This window comes from Micromonospora sp. FIMYZ51, assembly GCF_038246755.1.
Taxonomy (GTDB): domain Bacteria; phylum Actinomycetota; class Actinomycetes; order Mycobacteriales; family Micromonosporaceae; genus Micromonospora.
Genome location: NZ_CP134706.1, coordinates 5,378,866 through 5,395,080, shown reverse-complemented (window position 1 = coordinate 5,395,080; position 16,215 = coordinate 5,378,866). Strand labels below are relative to the sequence as shown.

Genomic DNA, 16,215 nt, shown 5'->3' with positions numbered 1-16,215 from the left:
CGCGGATACGTCGTGGTCAGGCGTGCGCGTGCAGCGGCTTGCCGGCGAGGGCCAGGTGCGCCTCGCCCAGGGCTTCGTTCTGCGTCGGGTGGGCGTGCACGAGCTGTGCCACCTCGCCCGGGTACGCCTCCCAGTTGTAGATCAGCTGCGCCTCGCCGACCAACTCGCCGACCCGGGCACCGACCATGTGTACGCCGACCACCGGGCCGTCCTCTACCCGGACCAGCTTCACGAAGCCGGCCGTCTTGAGGATCTGGCTCTTGCCGTTGCCGCCGAGGTTGTAGTTGTAAGTCTTGATCTTGTCAGCACCGTACTGCTCCTTGGCCTTGGCCTCGCTGAGGCCGACCGAGGCCAGTTCCGGCTCGGAGTAGGTGACCCGGGGGATGCCCGCCTCGTCGATCACCGCCGGGTTCTGGCCGGCGATCTCCTCGGCGACGAAGATGCCCTGCTGGAAGCCGCGGTGGGCGAGCTGGAGGCCGGGCACGATGTCACCGACCGCGTAGACGTTCGGCACGCTGGTACGCAGCCGCTCGTCGGTGAGCACGTAGCCCCGGTCCATCTTGACGCCCTGCTCCTCGTACCCGAGGTCGGCGGTGTTCGGCCCCCGGCCGACCGCGACCAGCAGCAGCTCGGCCTCGACGGTGTCGCCGCCGGCGATGGTCACCTTGACGCCGGTGTCGGTCTTCTCGACCTTCTCGAACGGCTTGCCGACCTTGAAGTTGATCTTTCGCTTGCGGAAGGCCCGCTCCAACGCCTTCGAGGATTCCTCGTCCTCGGCGGCGACCAGCCGGGGCAGCGCCTCGATGATGGTCACGTCCACCCCGAAGGACTTCCACACGCTTGCGAACTCGACGCCGATCACGCCACCGCCGAGCACGATCGCCGAGGCGGGTACGCGGTCCAGGGTCAGCGCGTGGTCGCTGGTGATCACCCGCTCGCCGTCGATCTCCAGGCCGGGCAGGCTCTTGGCGTACGAGCCGGAGGCCAGCACGACGTTGCGGCCGGTGTACCGCTTGCCGTCCACCTCGACCGTGTTCGGCGCGACCAACTTGCCGGCGCCCGCCACGAAGGTGATGGCCTTGTTGCCGTTGACCAGACCCTGGAGGCCCTTGTAGAGCCGGGAGATCACACCGTCCTTGTACGAGTTGACCCCCGCCATGTCGATGCCGACCAGCTCGGCCTTGATGCCGAACTGCTCCGACTCGCGGGTCTGGTCGGCGATCTCGGCGGCGTGCAGCAGCGCCTTGGTGGGGATGCAGCCGTTGTGCAGGCAGGTGCCGCCGAGCTTCCCCTTCTCGACAAGCGCGACGGTAAGCCCCAGCTGGGCGGCGCGCAGCGCGGTCGCGTAGCCGCCGCTACCACCTCCGAGGATGACGATGTCGAAGGTTGCGTCGTTCGGCTCGCTCACGTCCAACTCCCAGGTCGCTTCGCTGCATCGGGGGTCACAGCGGGGTAACAGCGCCACCCCACCTCGGCCATCTTGTCACCACCGCGCCGCAGCCGCGTACCGAGGTGCCCAACGACACGTCGCCGCCACGTACCCTTGGCACTGCCTTCGATGACGCGACAGGTGGGGAGACGGCTCAGTGGGACTGTTCCGGCGACGCAAGCGGGCACGCGCGGCCGAACCTGACCGTACGGCCAATCGCGCTGATCTGGAGCATCTTGAGAATTTTGTCCGCACCCGCAAGGGGGTCGAGGCGTTCATCGAGCCGCGTACCACGGTCACCGAGACCACGGTGATCCTGATCGCCGACGACGGCGAGTGGACCCGGCGACGCATCGACGGGCCGGACGGCGCGCGGCGTTTCGCGTACCGGCTGAGCATCCCGGTCTACGACGTGGCGTTGATGGGTTATCCGCAGCGCATGCGCGACTACAACGAGCGCCGCAAGCGCCGCCCCGAGCTCTACTGAAGCGCCGCCCCGAGCTCTACTGAAGCGCCGCCGGCCTCGGCGTTGCGCGCCACCTTGGCCGAGGTGTTAAAAGGGGCCCCCTGCTATGCACCAGGCGTTAACAAGGGGCCCTTCCTTGCACCTCAGCCGTTGGTGGCGATGTCGTCGATCAGGTGCAGCAGGGTGCGGACCGGTACGCCGGTGCCGCCCTTGGTCCAGTAGCCGGTCGGCTCGCCCGAGTGGTACGACGGGCCGGCGATGTCGATGTGCGCCCAGGCGACCTCGTCGGTGACGAATTCGCGTAGGAAGACCCCGCCCTGGAGCATGTGACCGGCCCGGTCCATCCCGGCGTTGACCTGGGAGATGTCGGCGACCTCGGAGTCCATGCCCTTGCGCACGTCGTCCGGCAGCGGCATCGGCCAGGCCGGCTCGCCCACCGCGTCGCCGGCGGTGTGGACCCGCTCGCACAGCTCGGTGCTGCCCATCACGCCGGAGATCCGCTTGCCGAGGGCGACCACCTGACCGCCGGTGAGGGTGGAGGTCTCGAAGAGGTAGTCGCAGCCGTCCTCGCAGGCGCGGGCGATCGCGTCGGCGAGGATCATCCGGCCCTCGGCATCGGTGTTGAGCACCTCGACCTTCTTGCCGTTGTACATGGTGATCACGTCGCCCGGCCGGTACGCGGCACCCGAGGGCATGTTCTCCGCCATCGGCACGTACGCGGTCACCGCCACCGGCGGCTTCAGTTCGGCCACGGCCAGCATGGTGGCGGCCACCGCCGCCGCCCCGGCCATGTCGGACTTCATCTCCCACATGCCCTGCGCCGGCTTGATCGAGACACCGCCGGTGTCGAAGGTGATGCCCTTGCCGACCAGCGCCACCCGCTTGCCGGTGCCGCCGCCCTCGGGCGTCCAGGTCAGCTTCACCAGGCGCGGCGGGGCCTCCGACCCCTGCCCGACGGCGATGATCCCGCCGTAGCCGCCCGCGCGGAGCGCGACCTCGTCGAGCACCTCGACGCCGAGCCCGGCGGCCCGCGCCGCCTCGGCGACCGAATCGGCGAAGGCCGGCGGACGCAGGTCGTTCGGGGCGATGTTTACCCAGTCCCGGGTGCGCCGCACCGCGGCCGCCACGGTCTGAGCCCGGGACACCTCGGCCTGCACCCCCGCGTCGGTGGCGTCCGGCACGGCCACCAGCACCTCGGCCACCGGCTCGCGCCGGCTCGGCTGGGGCCGGGTCTTGTACCCGGCGAAGCGGTAGCCACCGAGCAACGCCCCCTCGGCGACCGCCCGCACGGCGGCGGTGACGTCGGCGTCGTCGGGCAGCGGCAGCGTGAGCGCGACCCGGGGCGCCCCGGCCAGAGCCCGCACGGCGGCCCCCGCGGCCCGCCGTAGGGTCTCCGGCTCCGGTGCCGCACCGCTGGGTTCCGCGCCCAGACCGACGGCGGCGATCACCGGTGCGGTCACCGTGCCCAGGGTCGCCAACTTGATCACCTCGCCCGGCCGGCCGGTCGCGCCGAGCAGCGCCAGCGTCTCGGTCAGCTTGCCGTCGAAGGCGGCGGCGATGCTCTCGGCGCCGGTGGCGAGCAGCAGGGTGCCGGCGAGGCCGCTGGTGGCGTCCTGCTCGCCGGTCGTGCTGTGCACGCCGATCACGATCGCGTCGACGGCGAGTTCGGCGGGGTCGGTGTCGACCAGGCTCAGGGTGGTGCTGGACGATGTCACGGAGGCTGCTCCCGGGCGGGCCGGGCCGGTCGCGGGTGGCGTACCGGCGGTGGATCTCTCCAGCGGGCCGTACCCGCCGGAGAGTATGGTCTCCCGCCGACGACGCCGGCGGGGTCCCGCCGATGCTAACCAGCCCTGCGGGTCCCGGTAAGTTGCCACCCATGACGGACGTGACCACCGACGCTGCCGCGACCCGGCTGCGCCGTTCTCCGCTGCGCCAGCGGCACACCGCACTCGGCGCCAAACTCGCCCCGTTCGGCGGCTGGGAGATGCCGCTTGAGTACGCCGGCGGGGGAGTGCTGCGGGAACACACCGCGGTCCGCACCGACGTCGGCGTGTTCGACGTGTCGCACCTGGGCAAGGTGCGGGTGACCGGCCCGGCGGCGGTGTCGTTCGTCAACGCCTGCCTGAGCAACGACCTGGACCGGATCGGGCCGGGGCAGGCGCAGTACACCCTCTGCTGCGACGACGCCACCGGCGGGGTGGTGGACGACCTGATCGCCTACCGCTACGCCGACGACCACGTCTTCCTCATCCCGAACGCCGCGAACACCGCCGAGGTGGTGCGTCGGCTGCGCGCCGCCGCGCCGGCCGGGGTCACGGTCACCGACGAGCACGAGGCGTACGCCGTACTCGCCGTGCAGGGGCCACGCTCGGCGGAGCTGCTGGGCGCGCTGGGCCTGCCCACCGGACACGGATACATGAGCTTCTCGCCGGCCAGCCTGGACGGCGTCGAGCTGACCGTCTGCCGCACCGGTTACACCGGGGAACTGGGCTACGAGCTGGTGGTTCCCGCCAGCGACGCGGTCCGGGTCTGGGACGCGCTGTTCGCCGCCGAGCCGGCGCCCCGGGCCTGCGGGCTGGCCGCCCGGGACACGCTGCGCACCGAGATGGGTTACCCGCTGCACGGGCAGGACCTGTCGCCCGAGATCAGCCCGGTGCAGGCCCGCGCGGGCTGGGCGGTGGGCTGGGACAAGCCGGCGTTCTGGGGCCGGGACGCGCTGCTCGCGGAGAAGGCCGCCGGCCCGGCGCGTACGCTGCGCGGCCTTGAGGTGGTCGGCCGGGGCATCCCGCGCCCTGGGATGGCCGTGTACCACGGCGACACCCAGGTCGGCCGGGTCACCAGCGGCACGTTCAGCCCGACGAGGAAACAGGGCATCGCCCTCGCGTTGATCGACACCACGCCGGCCCGGCCCGACGGCACCGAGCTGCACATCGACATCCGCGACCGCCGCACCCCCGCCCGGCTGACCCGCCCGCCCTTCGTCCACCCCTCCGTCAGGTAAGCGGGTTGCCGGCGTCGAGGACGGCCTGGGTCCAACCGCCCTCAATCACGCCGCTGGCGTCGAGAACGGCCCAGTCGACCACGTCGCTGGCCGCCACCACGACGGGTGAGCCGATCCGTACGGTGGGGTCGGTGTTGGCGTCGCTGGCGCTTACCGCGACGATCCGCTCCGGGGTGTCCCAGGAGGTCACCCCGGCCCAGACGTACTCGGGGCCGTCGTCACCGGGCAACCCGTACTTGACCACCAGCTGGGTCTCCGGCGGCAGCTGCCCGGCGCGGAACCGGGCGCGGATGTCGCCGAGCCCGGCCCGGGCGGTGGCGATGGCCCGGCTCATCGCGTCACCGGAGCGGGCGTAGCGCACGTCGGGCTGGATCCCGGCGAACAGGGTGGCGCAGGCGGCGGCGAAGTAGCGCCCGGCCGGGCCGGGATGCCCGGCCGGCGGGCGCAGGCTGAGGAACGAGTCGGCCTCCGGGTCGGTGGCCGGGTCCAACTCCAGCCGCAGCAGCACCGGCGGGGTCGCGCCGTGCTGCTCCGGATTGCCGTACGCCACCGCGATGTCGTGGCCGGTCACCGTGGCCAGCACCGGCAACTGCACGAAGGCCGGTACCTCGTCGCCGGCCAGCCCGTCGGTCCAGTCCCGCAGCAGCCGCCGGGCGGCGCCGGTCATCACCGCGCCCCAGGCCCGGGTGAGGTGGTCCGGCACGCCCTGGGTCTGCAACTCCAGCAGACCGAAGCGGCGCAGCCCCTTTGTGGTGAACCAGAGGCCGTCGGCGTCCGAGGAGTACGGCACCAGGATCCAGTCGACGAGCCGGACCCGGCCCTGCGCGTCGGGCAGCGAGCGCAGCGCCGCACCCGGGTCCAGGAACTGCAACCCGAAGACGTCGACCACGTCACCGCCGACCGCCTCGGCGATCGCGGCGGCCACCGCCCGGGCCGCCCACTCGTGCGCCGGGGGCCAGCCCGGCCGGTACTCGGCCTGCACCACCACCAGGTGGCTGGCGGCGGCCAGCCGGTCCAGCTGCGCCTCGCTGGCCCCGAACGCGGTGAGCAGGTCGGGCGGCAGCTCGGGAAACTCGCCGATCGGGCGGACGTCGACGCTCATCAGCGGACTGTCCAGCATCTGCCGGGCCAACCCGTGCACCGGCTCGGCCAGCCGGCCGGTCAGGCCGCGTACCGCCGTCCGGGCGCTGACCGCCGGCAGTCCCGCGGTCGGCACCAGGTAGGTCGCGCTGAGCGACTCCGGGACCGGGACGGGCAGGAAGTCGTCGGTGATGAGCATGTCTTCCCCTGGGTGCCGCGGGCGGTGCTGTCGTGGGAGAACGCTACCCGCCACCGGCCGCCCGGCTCAGCCGGACAGCACCAGACCCAGGTAGACGAGCGTGGTGACCACCTCGACGGTGGCACCGAGCAGGTCACCGGTGATCCCGCCGAATCGGCGTACCGCATGTCGTAGCAGGCCGGCCGCGACGGCGAGCGCGATCAGCACGGCCAGCGGTCCCTGCCACGGGCGGCCCGGCACCGCCGCGACCGCCAGCAGCAGCACGGAGATCGTGCCGGCGGCCAGCGCGACCGGCCCGACGGTGCCGGCGACAAGCGCACCGAGCCCCTCCGGTCGGGCCGGCGGTACGCCCCGCCGGCAGGCCAGCGTGACCCCGAGCCGGCCGGCCGCGGCGGCCGTCACGACCGCGGCGAGTGCCGCCGGCCGGGACCGGCCGGCCAGCTCGGCCAGCGCCGCGGCCTGCACCAGCAGCACGAGCACCAGGGCGACCACGCCGAACGGCCCGACGTCCGGCCGCTTCATGATCTCCAACGCGGCCGGGCCGCGCCGGTACGAGCCGAGCGCGTCCACGGTGTCGGCCAGCCCGTCGAGGTGCAGTCCCCGGGTGAGCAGGGCGCCCAGCGCGACGGTCACCCCGGCGGCGACGAGTGACGTGCTGAAGGTGTCGAGCAGCAGCAGCACCCCGGCCAACGGCAACCCGAGCAGCGCACCCACCACCGGGGCGAGCGCCATCGCGGTACCGGCGGTGGCCCGGTCGATCCGACCGGCCCGTACCGGGGCCACCGTGAAGGTGGTCAGGGCGAGCCGCGCCCCGGCGGCGAGGCGGGGCTCAGCCGGCACGCGAGCCGGTCGGATCCGCCGACCGGGCCGGTTGGGTGGTTGTCGGTCCCGGCCCCTCGGGCTCGGGCTCGCGGAAGTCGGGCTCGGCTTCCTCGACGGACTCGTCCGGCCCGGTGCCGTTCTCGTCCGGCCCGGCGGTGCTGTGCTCCGACCCCGTGGTGTGTTCGTCCGGGCGTTCGTGCGGGCCAGTGGTGTGTTCGGCCGAGGCGGCGGTGTGCTCGTCCGGGCCGGCGGCGGTGCGGTCCGGGCGGGCGGGCAGCGCGGCGGCCAACGCCAGCACCGAGCGCAGCAGCGGCAACACGGTGAGCGCGTTCGCCCCCTCGCCGAGGTCGAGCCGCAGCTCCGTCAGCGGAGTCAGGCCGAGCACGTCGGCGGCCAGTTGGACGGCGGGGTGGCCGCCGTGGTCGGCCAGCAGGCACCAGTGCCGGCTCTGCCCGGCCAGGTCCCGGCTGACCAGCCCGGCCGACACGCCGACCGGCCCGTCCAGCAGCACCGGCGTCCGGCGTGCGGTCGCGCCGAGCAGGATGCCGGTGGCGACGGCGATGTCCCCACCACCGAGCTGGGCCAGCACCTCCTTGGCGGCGCGGGAGGAGCGGCGGGCGCGGTGCAGCGCGTCCCGGACCGCCGCGCAGCGGGCCATCCAGGCCACGTCGTCGATCTCGCCGTGCTCGGTGACCACCCGGGCGAGCACCGCAGCCGGCTCGGCCCCGGCGGTCGCGGCCAGCACGGCCGCCGCCGCGGCGTCGGTGCCGGCGCCGCACGCGGCCAGGACCAGCAGCTGTACGCCGTCGTCCGCGGCCTCCTCGGCCAGCCGCCAGCCGTAGCGCAGGGCCGCGTCGACCTGTTCGGCGGTGAGCGCGGGACCGTCCTCGATGGCCGCGGCGGTCGGTGCGTCGATCACCTGGAGGCTGGCTCCGCTCTCGGCGGCCAACCGGGCGAGCACGCCCTGGCCCGCCCCGGCCTGGCGGGCCCGCCGGGCCGACTCGCCGGGCCGGCTGCCGGCGGCGACACCACCGGCGTGGTCGCCGTGCAGCAGCAGTACGCGTACCGACCGCCAGGCGGCCGGGGTCGAGGTGCCCTGGGTGGCGGCGGCGAACGAGACGACCTGCTCCAGTACGCCGAGCCCGGTGCCCGGTACGTCCAGGGTGGCCAGTCGCTGCACGGCCTGCGGTCCGGCGTACTCGTCCGGCATGGGTAGCTCCATGCCGGGCTGGATGACCAGCCCGGTGGCGGCTGTCGGCAGGTCGACGGCGGGCGTCGTCCGACCGGTGGCCCCGCCGTCGTGGGCGGTACCGGTCGGGGCGGGCAGCTCCGGCGTGGTCACCGGCGGCGAGGCCGGCAGGGGGCCGCCGGCGTCGGTCGGACCGCGCTGCCCGGGTTGCCGGTCGGTGGGACCGCCCTGGGCGGGCACCGTGGCGCCGGGCTGGCCGGCCGCGAGCGGAACCGGAGTGCTCGGCAGCGGAGTCGGGGCGGCGGGCGCGGGCTCGGCCGGCTTCAGCCGGCACGGCTGGCCGGCGACCACCAGGACCACCGCGTCGCAGGCGTCCGCCACGGCCCGGTTGACCGCGCCGAGCGCGTCGGTGAACGCCCGACCCAGCGGCGTGGTCGGCACCAGGGAGAGCCCGACCTCGGGGCTGACCAGCACCAACCGGGCCGCGCAGGCCCGGACGGCGGTGGCCAGCTCGTCGATCGTGGCGGTGTCGTCGGCCGGCTGGTGCGCCGGGTCGAGCAGCACGGTCACCCAGCCGCCGAGATCGTCGACGAGCAGCGTCTCGTCCGGCCGGGCGGCGGCGATCACGTCGGCGAGCTGACGCGGCTCGGCGGCGGTCTCCTCGGTGCTCCAGGCGGCGGGCCGGCGGGCGCGGTGCGCGGCGATCCGGGCCAGCCACTCCGCGTCGTCGTCGCCCGCGCCGGGCGCGGTGGCCACGTACCGGACCGAGGCCGCGTCGGCGACCAGGGACTCGGCGAACTCCGACTTGCCGGAGCGGATGCCGCCCAGCACCAGGATCCGGTTCCACCCGTCAACGGACATGCCCGTACCTTACGGCCAGCCGGGTGCCCGGGGCAGCGCAGGTACGCCGCGACGCCCCCGCCGTCCCGGCACCGCTCAACGACCGTCGGGGGGCTGGTACATGTAGTCGTTGGGGTTGACGTCCGCCGGCTTCGGGTCCTCCTGCCAGAAGCCCTCGCCGGGGCGGGCCTGGAGGGCGTCGAGCAGCGCGTCCCGGTCCATGTCCCGGGCACCCTCGATGCCGCCGCGCACCGCGATCTCGCGCAGCTCCGCCGTGTCCATCTTCGGGATCGGTGTCGTCATCCTCGCCTCCTGTGCCACATCGGGTTCCTACCGACACATACCCGGCCCGGCGGCGGTCAGTCGCCGGGTTCGCGGCGACTGCGGAAGCGGTCGGTCGCCGTACGGCCGCCGACCGGGTGGCCGACTACGCTGGCGGGGGTCGGTCCGATGGACAGCAAGGCGAGGGGAGACGCGCACATGGCGTGGAGCTGGCGGTACGAGGGCGCGAACGGCGAGCCGGCCGAGGGGCCGACCGAGTCGTTCGGCAGCCAGGCGGACGCCGAGTCCTGGATCGGCCAGACCTGGCGGGAACTCGCGGCATCCGGCGTCACCTCCGTGACGCTCGCCGAGGACGACCGGGTGGAGTACCGGATGAGCCTGCTGCCCGCGGCGGAGTGATGACCCCCCGGGACGCCGAACCCCTGGTGCTCGGGGTGCCCCGGGCGGCGTTCCGGCCCAGCCCGGTTTTTCTCGCCCTGGTCGCGTTGCTTGTCACCAGCGCCGTGCTGACCTGGCACGGGATCGGTAACGTCCGGCTCGCGGTCTTCGGGTTCGTCGTCTCCGGCTGGCTGGTCTCGCTCTGCCTGCACGAGTACGCCCACGCCGTGGTCGCGTACCGGGCCGGCGACCGGAGCGTGGCCCATCGCGGCTATCTGACGCTCAACCCGCTGAAGTACAGCCACCCGCTGCTCTCCATCGCGCTACCGGTGGCGGTGGTGCTGCTCGGCGGCATCGGCCTGCCCGGCGGCGCGGTCTGGGTGGACCGGCACGCGATCCCGGGGCGGCTGCGGCACACCCTGGTCAGCCTGGCCGGGCCGGCCACAAACGTGCTGTTCGCCCTGGTGCTGGTGGCGGTGCTGCGGCTCGGTGCGCCGGGCGGCGGGCCGGTCGAGTTCTGGGCCGCCGTGGCCCTGCTCGCCTTCCTCCAGCTCACCGCAAGCGTGCTCAACCTGCTGCCGGTGCCGGGGCTGGACGGCGGCAACATGATCCAGCCGTGGTTGAACCCGCAGTGGCGGCGGATGTACGACCTCTTCGCGCCGTACGGCTTCATCCTGCTCTTCGGGTTGCTGTGGAACCCGCGGATCGGCGGCTGGTTCTTCGACGCGGTCTTCGCGGTCGGCAACGCCCTCGGCCTGCCGCCGTGGCTCTACGCCACCGGGCTTCAGCTGATCCGGTTCTGGCAGGGCTGATCCGGTTCTGGCAGGGCTGATCCGGTTCTGGCCGGGCTGAGCCGGGGCGGGTCGCCGGGTGGCCCGGCCGGCGTCGAGCGGGACGCCGGCCGGACCGACCGGGTCAGGGACGCTCGGCGGGCGACTCGGTGCGTGCCGGGTCGCGCTCGGTCACCGGGTCGACGATCTCGTCGATCGCCTTGAGCAGCTCGGCGTCGAGCTTGACACCGGCCGCCTTGACGTTGTCCTGCACCTGCTCGGGACGGGTCGCCCCGATGATGGCCGAGGAGACGTTCGGGTTCTGCAACACCCAGGCGATGGCGAGCTGGGCCATGCTCAGCCCGGCCTGGTCGGCGAGCGGCTTGAGCTGCTGGACCCGGGTCAGCACGTCGTCGGTAAGCCACTTGGCGATGAAACCCGCACCGGACTTCTCGTCGGTGGCCCGGGACCCGGCCGGTGGCGGCTGGCCGGGCAGGTACTTGCCGGTGAGTACGCCCTGCGCCATCGGCGACCAGACGATCTGCCCGACGCCAAGCTCCTCGCTTGTGGGTACGACCTCGCTCTCGATGACCCGCCACAGCATCGAGTACTGCGGCTGGTTGGAGACCAGCGGGATGCGCAGCTCCCGGGCCAGGGCGTGGGCCTCGCGGATCTGCGACGCCTTCCACTCCGAGACGCCGATGTAGAGCGCCTTGCCGGAGCGTACGACGTCGGCGAAGGCTTCCATCGTCTCTTCCAGCGGCGTGTGGTAGTCGTACCGGTGGGCCTGGTAGAGGTCCACGTAGTCGGTGCGCAACCGGCGCAGCGAACCGTTGATCGACTCCATGATGTGCTTGCGGGACAGACCCCGGTCGTTGCGTCCCGGTCCGGTGGGCCAGAACACCTTGGTGAAGATCTCCAGGCCCTCGCGCCGCTCCTGCTCCAGTGCCCGGCCGAGGACATCCTCGGCCCGGGTGCCGGCGTAGACGTCTGCGGTGTCGAAGGTGGTGATGCCGGCGTCCAGGGCGGCTCGGACGCAGCTGACCGCCGCCTCCTCCTCGACCTGCGAGCCGTGGGTGATCCAGTTGCCGTACGAGATCTCGCTGACCATCAGGCCGGAACGGCCAAGGTGTCGGAATTCCATTCCCTGACCCTAGCCCGCCCCCGGTGCGAGCTGCTGATTGAGCCGGGCCGCCCGGTGCCGGCAGGTGGGCGTCCGGTCAGAGCACCGGGCTGGCGTCGGTGAGCAACGTCTCGATCTCCGCCACGACCGCATCCGGACGATGGAACATCGGATCGATGAGCGACCGCCCGCGCCGGTCGAGCGCGCCCCAGCGTCCGGCGCCGTTGGTGGCCAGGAAGGCCACCGGGTGGATGAGCAGCGCCGGATGCGCCGGTGCGACGATCACCTGACCGGTCCGGTCCACCACACCCTTGCGACCAGCCAGCTCCACCACGGCCAGACCTTCGTCGGTGAAGCCGTCGACGTACCGGCCATCGGCGAGGGCGGTGTGGAAACCGTGGTAGCGGGTGGGCACCACGAGCTGGCCGGTGCGGTCGACGGCACCCCAGCCCTCGCGTCGGACGACCGCCACGCCCCGGCGGAACGGCCGCACGTCGGCGAAGCCGGGTGGCACGACCACCTCTCCGGTGGTGTCCACGGCCAACCAGCCGCTCTCGTCGCGTACCACCCAGGCCAGGCCGTCGGAGAACGGTCGAGCCGCGAGATAGGTCGGCTCGAGGACGGTCTCCCCGCTCAGACCGATCAACGACCACCGGTCCGTCTGCGGGCCACGTACCCAGGCCAGGCCGTCGGCGAACGGCTGCGCCTCGGCGTACCGGGCCGGCACGACCAGGTCGCCCTCGCTGTCCGCGTAGCCCCACAGCCCCTGGCCGCCGTCGCGGGCGGGGACCGGAGCACGCTCGCGCTCCAACACCTCGTCCCAACTGCGCGGGTACGGTCCAAAACCGCTCTCGGCGGCCCGCGCGGCGACCGCGTCCAGCCCGATCCGGACCCGGGCCAGGAGTTCGGGATCACCCTCGCCACGCAGGTCGAGAGCCCGCTCGAAGTGGTGGCACGCCTCGATCAACCGGCCCTGGTCGTAGCAGCTGCGGGCGGCGTGTTCGTGCAGGGCGGCGCGCAGCCGGTCGGGCAGCTCGGCCGAGTTGGCCTCCGCGAACAGCCGGTCGGCCTCGGCGAAATCCCCGCGCCAGCGCAGCACCTGCGCCAACCGTGCCTGGGCCAGGGCGGTCCGGCGCAGTTCCCCGGTCGCCTCGGCGTAGGTAAACGCCATCCGGCCGTCGTCCAACGCCTCGTCGAAGTCACCGAGGATCCGCGAGACCACCGCCCGCAGGCTCAACAGCCGGGCACGGGACCGGTTGTCGAGCGCCGAGGCGAGCTTCTCGGTCAGCCGCTCCCGGATCGCCCGCAGTTCCTCCGGGTCGTCCACGACCTCGCGCAGCGTCGTCGGGTCGAGTTGCCAGCGGTAGCCGGCCAACACCTGCTCCGGGTCCGGCGGCGGTTCGGGTGCCGGAGCCTCGTCCTGCACCGTCTCGGCGGCCGGCTCCTCCTCCACAGTGGATGCGGTGGCGGGCGGTCCGGAGACGGGCGGGGTGGCGGCCGGCGGTGCCGAGACCGGCATCGTAGCGGCCGGCGGCCCGGAGACGGATGCTGCGCGGACGGGTGGCGCGGAAATGGGTGCTGCGGAGACGGGCGCTCCGGAAACGGGTGCTGGGCTGACGGGTGGTGCGAAGACGGGTGCTGGGCTGACGGGTGCTGCGGGGGCGGGCGGCGCGAAGGTTGGTGGGGCGGGTGGCGAGGCGGCCGACGGCGTACCGAGTGGTGGTGCGGAGACCGGTGGTGCGAGGTCGGTCGGCGGTGCCGGCGCCGGTACGTCCCCGACCGGTGCCGCCGGTGCCGGCATCGGCGCCGCCGAGGTCGTCGGTGGAACGGTGTTCGGAGGTACCAGCGGCGGAGCGGCCGGTGACGTCGGAGCTACCGGGGCAGCGCCGACCGGCGGTTCGTCCGAAACCGATGGTCCCGGTGGTGCGGAGGTCGGCGTTGTGGTGGCCGGTGGTGCGGAGACGGGCGGTGCGGAAGCGGGCCTTGCGGAGACCGGCGGTGCGGAGGTCGGCGTTGTGGTGGCCGGCGGTGCGGAGACGGGCGTTGTGGTGGCCGGCGGTGCGGAGACCGGTGTTGTGGTGGCTGGCGGTGCGGAGACCCGTGTTGTGGTGGCCGGCGTTGTGGTGGCCGGTGGTGCGGAGGTCGGCGCGCCGGACCGTGGCGATGACGATGGTGCGGAGACCGGCGCGGCGGTCGGCGGGGTCGCCGGTCCGGGCGGCGGCTGGTCCGGCTCGGGAGCGGGCGATCCGAACCAGGCCTGCGGGCCGGCGGAGGGCGGCCGGACCGGTGCGGGCGTGACCGGCTCGGGCGGCGGTGGGACGTACCGGGTCGGCTTCCGCGCGGCCGGAGCGGCCGGCGCCGGCTCGGCCGGGCGGGGCGCGGCCGGAGCGGGAGACGTGGGCGCGGAGACCGGTGGCGGGGTCGGTGGCCCCGATACCGGTGGGCGTGCGGGCGGTGCGGAGACGGGTGGGTGGCTGGGGGTGCGGAGACGGGTGGGCGTGCGGGCGGTGCGGAGACGGGTCGGTGGCTGGGGGTGCGGGGACCGGCGGGTGGTTTGGTGGTGCGGAGACGGGGCGTGCCGCGGCGGGGCCGGCGGCGGGTGGTGCGGCGGCGACCGAGGGGGCCGTCGGCGGCGGAGTGGCCACGACCGGTTGGTCGAACAGGGGTGCGGGACGGACCTGGTGCTCGTGCAGCGGCGCCGGGCGTACCTCGTGCTGGTGCAGCGGCGCCGGTCGTACCGTGTCCCCGGTCGGTCCGGGCTGTCCGGCGGAGGCGGCCGGTCGGACCGGACCGACCGGACCGACCGGACCGACGGGGCCGACGGGACCGACGGGGCCGACCGGGTCGCGCCGACCCTGGTCGGCCTGCGGGATGGGGCGGTGGGGCCGGTCCGGCCTGGGGATCCGGTCCCGGGCGGCGGGCGAGTCCGGTCGACCCCGGCGGGGCATGTCCGGCCGGTCCTGCGGCGGTGCCGGGGACACCGGCCGGCTCCGTCCGGCGGCCGGCGACACCGGTCGGTCGTAGTCCGCTGCGGGAGAGACCGGTCGGTCGTACTCCGACGCGGGAGAGACCGGTCGGTCGTACTCCGGCGAGGGGGTGACCGGAGGATCGGGGACCACCGACAGGTGCGGTCGACCAGGGCGGGGTGGCTCGCGGTCGGGCGGCGGGCCGGCGGGCCGCTGGTAATCGCGGTGGTCCCGGCCGGTGCTCGGCCGCAGTGGTCCCGGCTCGGGCCAGGGCAGGCCGCCCGGCGACCCAGCGAACGCCTGCGCGTCCGGCGCCGCCGGCTCGGGGCGACCGCGCCCGGGTGACCAGTCGGGGCGACCCCACTCGTCACGCGAACCGCGAACCGGAACATCCTCGACGTAACCGTCCGGGTACGGCGCGCTGTCCGGGTCCCCGACGCCGAACTCCTCCCGGTACCCGTCCACCCGGAGGCCGTCGTCGTACGTCGGCTCGCCGGGGTGGCTGCTCCACTGGTAACGGGGGCGCTGCTGGGAACCGTCGCTTGTGGACCGGCGGTTCGTGGTCTCGGCCGGTCGTTGCGGTGTGGCGGGCCGGCGCCGTTGCTCGTCCGGCTCGGGCATCCACCCGGACTCCGGCGGTCCGGAGGAGACCGGCGCGCCACGGCGCCGCACCTGGTCGCGGTCGGCCGGCTCGGAGCGGCGCGGCCACTGGTCGTAGCGGTCGGACTCGCGTTGTTCCCGTCGGTCGGGGTCGTGTCGCGGGTAACCCTCGTACTCACGCTGACCGCGTCGTGGGGGATAGCGGTCGGCTCCGCGCCGGTCCGCCTCCGGCGGGTAGCGGTCGGGCTCGCGTCGGTCCGGGCCACGCTGCGGGTAGCGGTCTGCCTCGCGTGGGTCGCGGCGTGACGGCGCGCCGGTCGCCGCGGCCGGGGAGCCCACATCGGACCAGGTGACCCCGTCGCGCCCACGGGAGGTGTCCGGCTGCGATGGACGCCGGCCGTCGGAACGCTCCGGCCGCCCTGTCGGGTAGGACCGATCGGGAAAACGGGCATCGTTCGGGCCGTCGTACCGCCGTGGCTCGGGCGCCTCGTGCCGGCCCGGCCAGCCGTCCGGCTCGTCGGCCCAGGAGCGGCCCACGTACGTACCGTCGGATCTGGTCGGCGCGAGCGGTGGCACCTCGGCCCGGCCGACGGCGCTTCCCCGGCCCCGTGCCGGCGGCTGCTGATGATGCTCGACGCCGATGTCGCCCGGGTAACGCTGGCCCGGAAACTGCGGCTGCCACTCGGTCGTCGGCTCGGCCATCCAGGACGGCTCGGCGGGATCGTGCCACCGGTCGGCGTAGCCGCGACTCATCCGGCGGACCTGTCGTTCACGGCCGCGCCCCGGTGGTCGGCTCGCGTCCGCTCGCTCACGGCGATGTCACCTCGTCGGAAATGGTCGCGCTGGGCGCCCCGGGAACCGGTAAAGTCGCTCGTCCCGGCACCGAATGGCTGCCTGAGGAGGGTAGCGGCGCGGGCTCGGTCACCGCCACTGCGGCACGGATACCGCAGCCAAACGTTATCCTACAGATCCGGACATTTAGGTCCGTGATGGAATCGGACTTCCGACGATACTCCACCCGGCGTCGGCCTCGGGTTGCCGGCTCCGCGTCCGTCCCCGACAATGCCGCA

General features: G+C 74.0%; 13 protein-coding genes. 4 read left to right on the top strand and 9 right to left on the bottom strand.

The genetic code is table 11. From position 1 onward, the window contains the following. Nucleotides 1-16: 16 nt before the first annotated feature. Nucleotides 17-1,408: a dihydrolipoyl dehydrogenase gene (lpdA, locus tag QQG74_RS24070; protein WP_341717002.1), complete on the bottom strand. Its 1,392-nt coding sequence runs from the start codon at nt 1,406-1,408 to the stop codon at nt 17-19. Nucleotides 1,409-1,586: 178 nt separating this feature from the next. Here lpdA and QQG74_RS24065 point away from each other — a divergent pair, with 178 nt between their 5' ends. Next, on the top strand, nt 1,587-1,916 hold the full coding sequence (locus QQG74_RS24065) for a hypothetical protein (RefSeq protein ID WP_341717001.1): 330 nt from the start codon (nt 1,587-1,589) through the stop codon (nt 1,914-1,916). 122 nt (nt 1,917-2,038) lie between these two features. Here the strand turns inward: QQG74_RS24065 and QQG74_RS24060 are convergent, their stop codons facing one another. After that, a complete protein-coding gene (locus tag QQG74_RS24060) occupies nt 2,039-3,610 on the bottom strand; it encodes a leucyl aminopeptidase (RefSeq protein WP_341717000.1) in 1,572 nt (523 codons plus the stop codon). A 161-nt stretch (nt 3,611-3,771) separates the two neighbouring features. On the opposite strand from QQG74_RS24060, the gene gcvT reads away from it, so the two are divergent. Continuing rightward, the gene (gene gcvT, locus QQG74_RS24055; RefSeq protein ID WP_341716999.1) at nt 3,772-4,896 is read left to right on the top strand and encodes a glycine cleavage system aminomethyltransferase GcvT; all 1,125 of its coding nucleotides are present in this window, start codon (nt 3,772-3,774) and stop codon (nt 4,894-4,896) included. On the opposite strand, the gene QQG74_RS24050 is transcribed toward gcvT, so the two are convergent. From QQG74_RS24050 to QQG74_RS24035, 4 genes are all read right to left on the bottom strand, one after another. Further along, entirely contained in the window at nt 4,889-6,175 is a 1,287-nt protein-coding gene (locus tag QQG74_RS24050) for a DUF2314 domain-containing protein (protein WP_341716998.1), read from the bottom strand. The two genes, gcvT and QQG74_RS24050, sit on opposite strands and share 8 nt — an antisense overlap. Nucleotides 6,176-6,241: 66 nt before the next feature. Further along, nucleotides 6,242-7,015, bottom strand: a complete 774-nt coding sequence (locus QQG74_RS24045; protein WP_341716997.1) for an adenosylcobinamide-GDP ribazoletransferase — start codon at nt 7,013-7,015, stop codon at nt 6,242-6,244. Further along, nucleotides 7,005-9,047: a bifunctional adenosylcobinamide kinase/adenosylcobinamide-phosphate guanylyltransferase gene (cobU, locus tag QQG74_RS24040; RefSeq protein WP_341716996.1), complete on the bottom strand. Its 2,043-nt coding sequence runs from the start codon at nt 9,045-9,047 to the stop codon at nt 7,005-7,007. The genes QQG74_RS24045 and cobU overlap by 11 nt, the downstream gene beginning before the upstream one ends. 75 nt (nt 9,048-9,122) lie before the next feature. Next, nucleotides 9,123-9,329: a hypothetical protein gene (locus QQG74_RS24035; protein ID WP_341716995.1), complete on the bottom strand. Its 207-nt coding sequence runs from the start codon at nt 9,327-9,329 to the stop codon at nt 9,123-9,125. A gap of 177 nt (nt 9,330-9,506) precedes the next feature. Here QQG74_RS24035 and QQG74_RS24030 point away from each other — a divergent pair, with 177 nt between their 5' ends. Both QQG74_RS24030 and QQG74_RS24025 read left to right on the top strand, forming a co-directional pair. Beyond that, nucleotides 9,507-9,707 (top strand): hypothetical protein, encoded by a 201-nt coding sequence (locus QQG74_RS24030; RefSeq protein ID WP_341721347.1) that lies wholly within the window; start codon nt 9,507-9,509, stop codon nt 9,705-9,707. Beyond that, nucleotides 9,707-10,498 (top strand): site-2 protease family protein, encoded by a 792-nt coding sequence (locus QQG74_RS24025; RefSeq protein WP_341716994.1) that lies wholly within the window; start codon nt 9,707-9,709, stop codon nt 10,496-10,498. Before QQG74_RS24030 ends, QQG74_RS24025 begins: the two co-directional genes overlap by 1 nt. Nucleotides 10,499-10,601: 103 nt before the next feature. Here QQG74_RS24025 and QQG74_RS24020 read toward each other — a convergent pair whose 3' ends face one another. From QQG74_RS24020 to QQG74_RS24010, 3 genes are all read right to left on the bottom strand, one after another. After that, nucleotides 10,602-11,600, bottom strand: coding sequence for an aldo/keto reductase family protein (locus QQG74_RS24020; protein ID WP_341716993.1), 999 nt, complete (start codon nt 11,598-11,600; stop codon nt 10,602-10,604). A gap of 76 nt (nt 11,601-11,676) precedes the next feature. Then, nucleotides 11,677-12,750, bottom strand: a complete 1,074-nt coding sequence (locus QQG74_RS24015) for a WG repeat-containing protein (RefSeq protein ID WP_341721346.1) — start codon at nt 12,748-12,750, stop codon at nt 11,677-11,679. Nucleotides 12,751-12,778: 28 nt separating this feature from the next. Beyond that, complete coding sequence (locus QQG74_RS24010; RefSeq protein ID WP_341716992.1) at nt 12,779-15,898, bottom strand: hypothetical protein; 3,120 nt, start codon at nt 15,896-15,898, stop codon at nt 12,779-12,781. Nucleotides 15,899-16,215 lie beyond the last annotated feature (317 nt).